Raw genomic sequence first — 7,300 nt, 5'->3', positions numbered from 1 at the left:
GTAGATGAAAGCTACACATCAAAAGTAAGCAGCTTAACAGAAGATATAAAAATAATGCAAAAGTTACTACAATATAACCTTGATTTAACTAATGCTTTAAATGGGAAGCGAGTTAAACGAGGGTTATTCAAAGACAAAGTTGTAAATAAAATAATCAATGCTGATTTAAACGGAGCAAGGAATATATGTATATTGGGCAGTAAAAAAGCACAGCAGAAATACAAAGCAGGAGGTGAAAACCGTTGGCTTAATTTTAAGCTGTGCAATCCTATAAAAGTAGGAAGCGATTTCGAGTTATGTAGGCTTATAGCCTCATAATAGAAGTATCGGATAAGATCTATAAATCTATAAAGATTTATAGGTATGCGTTGCTTTCTATAAGGTTTTTATAGATATAAGTCAACGGGAAAATGTATTATGAAAAATTCAAGAGAAATTGCATTGAAAATATTGTATGAAGTAGATGTAAAAAAGGCTTATTCTAGTATATCGATAAATAGGAATTTAAGATTAAATGTTAATGAATTAGATGAATTGTTTATTAGAGAATTAGTATATGGTGTATTAGAGAATTTAATATTTATAGATTGGATTATTAAGAGATACTCAAAAGTTAGATTCAGTAAAATATCACCAATAGTGAAGGAAATATTGAGGTTGGGAATTTATCAGATAATTTTTATGGATAGAGTACCGGATAGTGCAGCGTGTAATGAGTCGGTTAAATTAGCAAAAAAATATAGTCATAAAGGGACAGTTGGTTTTGTTAATGGAATATTACGTACTATTTCTCGAAACAAAAATAATATCGAAATTCCTGATAAAAAGTTGATGCCTATAAAATATCTTTCAATAAAGTATTCACATCCAGAATGGATGATTGAAAGATGGGTTAATGAATTTGGTTTTGAGTTTACTGAGGAATTGTGTATAGCTAATAACAAAAAACCTAAATTAAATATAAGGGTAAATACACTAAAAATTAGTAGAGATAATCTTATGAGAAAATTCAGTGATATGGGTTTAAAAGTTTATGAGACTAGGTATGCAGATGATGGAATAGTAGTTGAAAATCCTATTAAAATTACTGACACAGATGAGTTTAAGAAAGGATATTTTCAAATTCAAGATGAGAGTTCAATGCTTGTAGGGCAGATATTAAATCCTAAAGAAGGCAGTTTAATTTTAGATGTGTGTAGTGCACCTGGAGGTAAAACTACTCATATAGCTCAGAAAATGAATAATAAGGGTAAGATTATTGCTAGAGATATACATGAGCATAAACTTAAATTAATCGAACAAAATGCACAAAGATTAGGTATCGATATTATTGAGACAGAAGTTTTTGATGCTCTAGTATTAGACGATGATTTAGTGGGAAAAATAGATTATTGTGTGGTAGATGTTCCATGTTCTGGATTCGGACTAATAAGAAGAAAGCCAGAAATAAAATATAATAAGAGTTTAGAAGATATAAAAGAGATTAGTCAGATACAGTATAATATTCTTAGAAATAGTAGTCGTTATTTAAAACAAAATGGTATTTTAGTATACAGTACATGCACAATAGAAAGAGAGGAAAATATAAAGCTAATTAATAGATTTTTATCGGAAAATCCGATGTATAAATTTGTTCCGATAGAAGAGGTTAACTGTGATGATATGAAAATTAACGGTAGAGACGGATATATTGAACTTTTTCCTAATATTCATGGAACAGATGGATTTTTTATTGCAAAATTGATTAAAATTTACTAGTAATTACTATATAATTTAGATATGCTATAATAAAAAGATGAAAAATAGAATTTGGGAGGGGTTTTTTGAATAGAAAAGATTTAAAATCTTTAACATTAGATGAACTAAAAAATTTATTTGAAAGTATTGGAGAAAAATCTTTTAGAGGGCAGCAAGCTTTTAAATGGATTCATAAGAAGATGATAAATTCAATAGATGATATAACTGAGTTTTCTAAAATACTAAAGGACAAGCTGGATCAGGAATATAAAATAACTAAATTGCAAATAGTTAAGAGATTGGATTCTAAAATCGATGAAACGAAAAAATATCTTTTTTTACTTGAAGATGGTAATATAATAGAAAGTGTTATGATGAAGTATAAACATGGAATATCTGTATGTATTTCTACACAAGTTGGCTGCAAAATGGGATGTTCATTTTGTGCTTCTACAAAAGGTGGTTTTATACGAAATCTTACACCAGGCGAAATTGTTGATCAAGTGTATCAGATACAGAAGGATTTAAATGTTAAAGTAAGTAATATAGTTTTAATGGGAAGTGGAGAACCGTTAGATAATTTTAATAATGTAATAAAGTTTTTAGAACTTATACATTGTAAAAGCGGACAGAACCTAGGTTATAGACATATTACTCTTTCTACATGTGGTATAGTGCCAAGGATTTATGATTTAGCTAATCTTAAAATACCTGTTACACTATCAATATCATTACATTCGGCATTTGATGATGAGAGGAAAAAGATTATGCCAATAGCTAATAAATATACAATTAAGGACATATTAGACGCTTGTAGATACTATATTAATAAAACAAATAGGAGAGTTACTTTTGAGTATACATTGATTAACAGTGTTAATGATTCTGAAAGGCATGCTAATGAGTTGGCTAAATTACTATCAGGTATGTTGTGTCATGTAAATTTAATACCATTAAATCCGATAAAGGAAGCTAATTTTAAAACTTCAAAGGGTACAAATGTGTTAAAATTTAAAGAGATACTCGAAAGTAGAAATATAAATACGACTGTTAGAAGAGAGATGGGCGGAGATATTAATGCAGCTTGTGGGCAGTTAAGAAGAGATTATATGAATGAAAATCGATTGTAATATTATATTAATAAAAAAATATAAGATTTTGTTTTTTAAAAGTGAGGGGATAATATGGATGTTGGTTTTTGTACCGATACAGGTATTGTAAGAGAGATTAATCAAGATTCATACTATTGTTCCGACATTGATGAGTTACCATTATTTGTTGTAGCTGATGGTATGGGCGGGCAAAATGCAGGTGAGGTTGCCAGCATGCTCGCAATAAGTACGATGAAAGAAGTATTATACGAATTTAAAGATAAATTATTAAACGATGAAATAGAGATACCTTATTTTATAAATTTAGCTTTATCAAGAGCTAATTATAAAATTTATAAACAATCTTTGGAGAATGAAAGATTTTCAGGGATGGGAACAACAGTTACATTGGCTTTTATTAAAAGCAACAAAATATATATAGGACATGTTGGCGATAGTAGAGCTTATCTTATTAGAGAGAGTAAATTAATTCAATTGACACAAGATCATTCTTTAGTAGCTGAGTTAGTTAGAAATGGAAGTATAACAGAAGAAGAGGCAATTAATCATCCGCAAAAAAATATTATAACTAGAGCTATAGGTACAGAAAAAGAAGTAAAGGTTGATATAACTAGTATAGATATTTTAACTGGAGATATTATTATTTTGTGTACTGATGGGTTATCTAATATGGTTAGCGATAAAGATATTTTAAAAATAATGTTATCATCAGAGAATATGCAAGAGGCTTGTGATAAATTGACATATATAGCTAATGAACGGGGCGGTTTTGACAATACTACAGTTTTGGCGATAAGAATTGAATAGAAAAGAGGTGAGAGTAGTGAAAGGCAGACTTTTAGGAGATAGGTATGAAATAGTCGAGAAAATTGGCGGCGGAGGCATGGCTTTAGTATATAAAGCTAAGTGTAAACTTTTGAATCGGTATGTTGCAATTAAAGTATTAAGAACTGAATTTATAAATAATGAAGAGTTTATTAATAAATTTAGAAGAGAATCGCAAGCGGCTGCAAGCCTTTCGCATCCTAATATTGTAAATATTTATGATGTGGGTGTAGAAGGTGATATATATTATATAGTTATGGAGTATGTAAAAGGTAAAACGTTAAAAGAACTTATTAGAGAAAAGGGCAGATTAAGTTATGAAGAAACTATTGATATAGCCATACAGATAGCTAGGGCATTGAGTCATGCTCATAAGAATCATATAGTTCATCGGGATATAAAACCTCATAATATTTTAGTATCTGATGATGGGAGAATTAAAGTTACTGACTTTGGAATAGCTAAGGCAGCTACTACTTCTACGGTTACTAATACGAGTAATGTGATTGGTTCTGTTCATTATTTCTCACCTGAACAGGCAAGAGGAGGATATACTAATGAAAAATCAGATATCTATTCTTTAGGAATAGTAATGTATGAAATGGTTACAGGTAGAGTGCCTTTTGAGGGCGATAGTCCTATTTCAGTTGCTATTAAACATATACAAGAAGATATTGTTACCCCAAGACAGTTTGTTAAGACTATTCCAGAAAGTTTAGAAAAAATTATTTTAAAATGTGTTGAAAAGGATCAGAGTTTAAGATACGATAGTGCTGAAGAATTGTTAAAGGATCTTGAAAAGGCTAAAGAATTAAAAGATGGAAGTTATGTAGAGATTAATAACTATGATGATTCACCAACAAGAGTAATTCCAGCGATAAAGGATGATATGCTTATGAATAAAAAAAATAATAATAAAAATAAAAAAGATAAAAAGAATAAATCAAATAAAGTAATAACGATTTCTGCGATATTGCTAGCATTAGTTCTTACTAGTGCTTTAGCTGTAGGTTTTCTACACATTAAAGATTACTTGTTTGTTAAAGAAGTAGAGGTTCCTTTGATTGTTGGTTTGCATGAGGATGTTGCCAAGCAAAAAATTGAGAGTTTAGGGTTAAGGTTTGTTGTTAAGAAAAGAGTTTACAGTAAAGACTATAAAGAAGGGTATATCATATCACAAGATGTAGATCCCGAAGACAAAGTTAAGGTGGGTTATCCAATAGAAGTAGTAGTAAGCAAAGGCGAGAAATTAGTGAAAGTACCTGATTTACTCAATAAATATTCTAGTGATATTGAAGTAGCTTTAAGTAGAGTTGGTCTTGAACAGGGGAAAATAGTTCACCAGTTTAGTGATATTTATCCCGAGGGGATAATAATAAGCCAGGAGCCAGAACCATTATCGATGGTTCCGGAGGGTACTAAAGTAAATTTTGTAATTAGTCAAGGGCCTAAAATAAATTATGTAATTATGCCTAATTTAATAGGATTAAATTTAGAAAATGCCAAGAAAGAAATTATATCTAATGGATTTGTATTGGGAGAAGTGAAGTATGAGCTCAATAATGATGTTCCTAAAAACTTAGTAACATGGCAAAGTTATCCTGCAGGAGCTGAAGTTGAGGAAAACACGACAATTGATTTGATTGTAAGTAGCGGGCCAAGTACAGAAAATGCAGATGGACAAAATGATAGTAATTTAACAGAAAACAATAATAAGAAGAAAGAAGAACAGGCAGCACAAAGTGAGCAGAATAGTGTACAAGAGCAAGAAAAAGTTTTACAGTTGATTATTCCTCTTCCACAAGATAGAGAAAAAGTAGAAGTGAAAATATATAAAATACAAGGGCAATCTAAAGAGATTATATATAATAAAGTTCATGAAACTAAAGAAGAGAGAATATCTGTAACCATTTCAGGAAAAGGCGAGGTTAAATATGAAATATATTATGACGGTGAGTTTTATGAACAGAAAGATATTAACTTCTAAGGGGGGTTGTTAATGTTAGAAGGGATAATTGTTAAAGGTATAGGAGGTTTTTATTACGTAAAAGTTGATGATAAAATATATGAATGCAGAGCTAGAGGACTTTTTAGAAAAAAGAAAATAACCCCATTAGTAGGAGATAGAGTAAAAATAAGAATATCACGTGAAGATAATACAGGTTTTATAGAGGAAATATTTGAAAGGAAAACTGAATTATTTAGGCCCCCTGTTGCAAATGTAGATCAGGTTATAATAGTTTTTGCAGTAAAAAACCCGGATCCGAATTTATGGTTATTAGATAGATTTTTACTTCTAGCGGAATTTAAAGATTTGGATATAGTTATCTGTTTCAATAAAATAGATCTGATATCAGAAGAAGAGTTGAAATTTTTAAATGATGTTTATCTGAAGGCGGGATACAAAGTTATTAATACGAGTTGTGTTTCAGGAATTGGAATTAATGAATTAAGACAAATATTAATGAATAAAATAACAGTTTTTGCAGGGCCTTCAGGGGTTGGGAAATCGACTTTACTTAATAATATACAACCTGATTTGCAACTAAAAACGGGAGAAGTTAGCCGTAAAACTAATAGAGGAAAACATACTACTAGAAGAGCGGAATTGCTAGAGCTAAACATAGGAGGTTGGGTGGTTGATACTCCTGGTTTTAGTTCATTAAATATAGATTTTATGGAAGAAGAAGATTTAAGTCTATATTTTAGAGAAATTAATGAGTTTAGTGGAGAGTGTAGATTTGTAGGATGTAGACATTATAAAGAGCCTGATTGTTCTGTTAAAAAAGCAGTTGAAGAAAATAAAATTAGTAAAACTAGATATAACAATTATTTGATGTTTTTAGAGGAACTCAAGAAGAATAGGAGGTATTAGATATGGTTAAGATAGCACCATCAATTCTATCAGCAGATTTTAGTAGATTAGGTGAAGATATTAAGAAGGCAGAAAAGGGAGGAGCCGATTTAATACATTTAGATGTTATGGATGGAAGATTTGTACCTAATATTACTATCGGTCCACCCGTTATTAAAAATTTAAGAAGTGTAACTAGATTACCTTTTGATGTTCATTTGATGATTGAAGAACCCGAAAGATATATAAAAGAATTTGTTGACTCTGGAGCTGATATTATCACTGTACATCAAGAAGCAACGGTACATTTACATCGAACTATTCAGCAAATAAAAAGTTATGGTATTAAAGCAGGTGTTGCATTAAATCCTTCTACACCTCTTTCTACTATTGAATATATAATTGAAGATATTGATATGGTATTGATAATGACTGTAAATCCGGGATTTGGTGGTCAAAAATTTATAAATAATATTGGAATGAAAATAAGAAAATTAAGAGATTTAATAAATGAAAAAAATTTAAACATTGATATTGAAGTTGATGGCGGGATAAAGTTAGAAAACGCAGAGAATGTTGTCAGATGTGGAGCGAATGTTTTAGTAGCAGGTTCTGCTGTGTTTAATTCAAGCGATGTTGCTGAGACGATTAGAAAATTTAAACAACAGAAATTTAGCACTTGAAAATTTTTTAGGGCGATAGTCCGTTGATTTATAAGAATTTCAGAATAAGCACTAAAAATTTGAGATTTTCCGATTTTTGCTGGAAACTA

General features: G+C 30.1%; 6 protein-coding genes and 1 pseudogene. All 7 read left to right on the top strand.

Going from position 1 to position 7,300, the window contains the following annotated elements; genetic code table 11:
- Nucleotides 1-318, top strand: a pseudogene (locus BUB51_RS11510) (hypothetical protein); the annotation flags it as partial.
- A 99-nt stretch (nucleotides 319-417) separates the two neighbouring features.
- Complete coding sequence (gene rsmB, locus BUB51_RS11505) at nucleotides 418-1,758, top strand: 16S rRNA (cytosine(967)-C(5))-methyltransferase RsmB (RefSeq protein WP_073197890.1); 1,341 nt, start codon at nucleotides 418-420, stop codon at nucleotides 1,756-1,758.
- 65 nt (nucleotides 1,759-1,823) lie between these two features.
- The gene (gene rlmN, locus BUB51_RS11500; RefSeq protein WP_073197888.1) at nucleotides 1,824-2,867 is read left to right on the top strand and encodes a dual-specificity RNA methyltransferase RlmN; all 1,044 of its coding nucleotides are present in this window, start codon (nucleotides 1,824-1,826) and stop codon (nucleotides 2,865-2,867) included.
- 54 nt (nucleotides 2,868-2,921) lie between these two features.
- Complete coding sequence (locus BUB51_RS11495; protein WP_073197886.1) at nucleotides 2,922-3,656, top strand: Stp1/IreP family PP2C-type Ser/Thr phosphatase; 735 nt, start codon at nucleotides 2,922-2,924, stop codon at nucleotides 3,654-3,656.
- Between the two features lie 16 nt (nucleotides 3,657-3,672).
- Nucleotides 3,673-5,661, top strand: coding sequence for a Stk1 family PASTA domain-containing Ser/Thr kinase (gene pknB, locus BUB51_RS11490; protein WP_073197884.1), 1,989 nt, complete (start codon nucleotides 3,673-3,675; stop codon nucleotides 5,659-5,661).
- A gap of 12 nt (nucleotides 5,662-5,673) precedes the next feature.
- On the top strand, nucleotides 5,674-6,549 hold the full coding sequence (gene rsgA, locus BUB51_RS11485; RefSeq protein ID WP_073197883.1) for a ribosome small subunit-dependent GTPase A: 876 nt from the start codon (nucleotides 5,674-5,676) through the stop codon (nucleotides 6,547-6,549).
- A 2-nt stretch (nucleotides 6,550-6,551) separates the two neighbouring features.
- Nucleotides 6,552-7,211, top strand: a complete 660-nt coding sequence (gene rpe, locus BUB51_RS11480; RefSeq protein WP_073197881.1) for a ribulose-phosphate 3-epimerase — start codon at nucleotides 6,552-6,554, stop codon at nucleotides 7,209-7,211.
- Nucleotides 7,212-7,300: the final 89 nt, after the last annotated feature.

Source organism: Caloranaerobacter azorensis DSM 13643 (genome assembly GCF_900129995.1).
In the GTDB taxonomy this organism is placed as follows: Bacteria; Bacillota; Clostridia; order Tissierellales; family Thermohalobacteraceae; genus Caloranaerobacter; species Caloranaerobacter azorensis.
The sequence above is the reverse complement of the archived record's forward strand: the minus strand, read 5'-3'. Positions and strand labels throughout refer to the sequence as shown.

Coding starts and splice junctions, on each gene's coding strand:
- BUB51_RS11495 (WP_073197886.1), top strand. CDS start 2,922: ATGGATGTTGGTTTTTGTACCGATACAGGTATTGTAAGAGAGATTAAT.
- rsgA (WP_073197883.1), top strand. CDS start 5,674: ATGTTAGAAGGGATAATTGTTAAAGGTATAGGAGGTTTTTATTACGTA.
- rsmB (WP_073197890.1), top strand. CDS start 418: ATGAAAAATTCAAGAGAAATTGCATTGAAAATATTGTATGAAGTAGAT.
- rpe (WP_073197881.1), top strand. CDS start 6,552: ATGGTTAAGATAGCACCATCAATTCTATCAGCAGATTTTAGTAGATTA.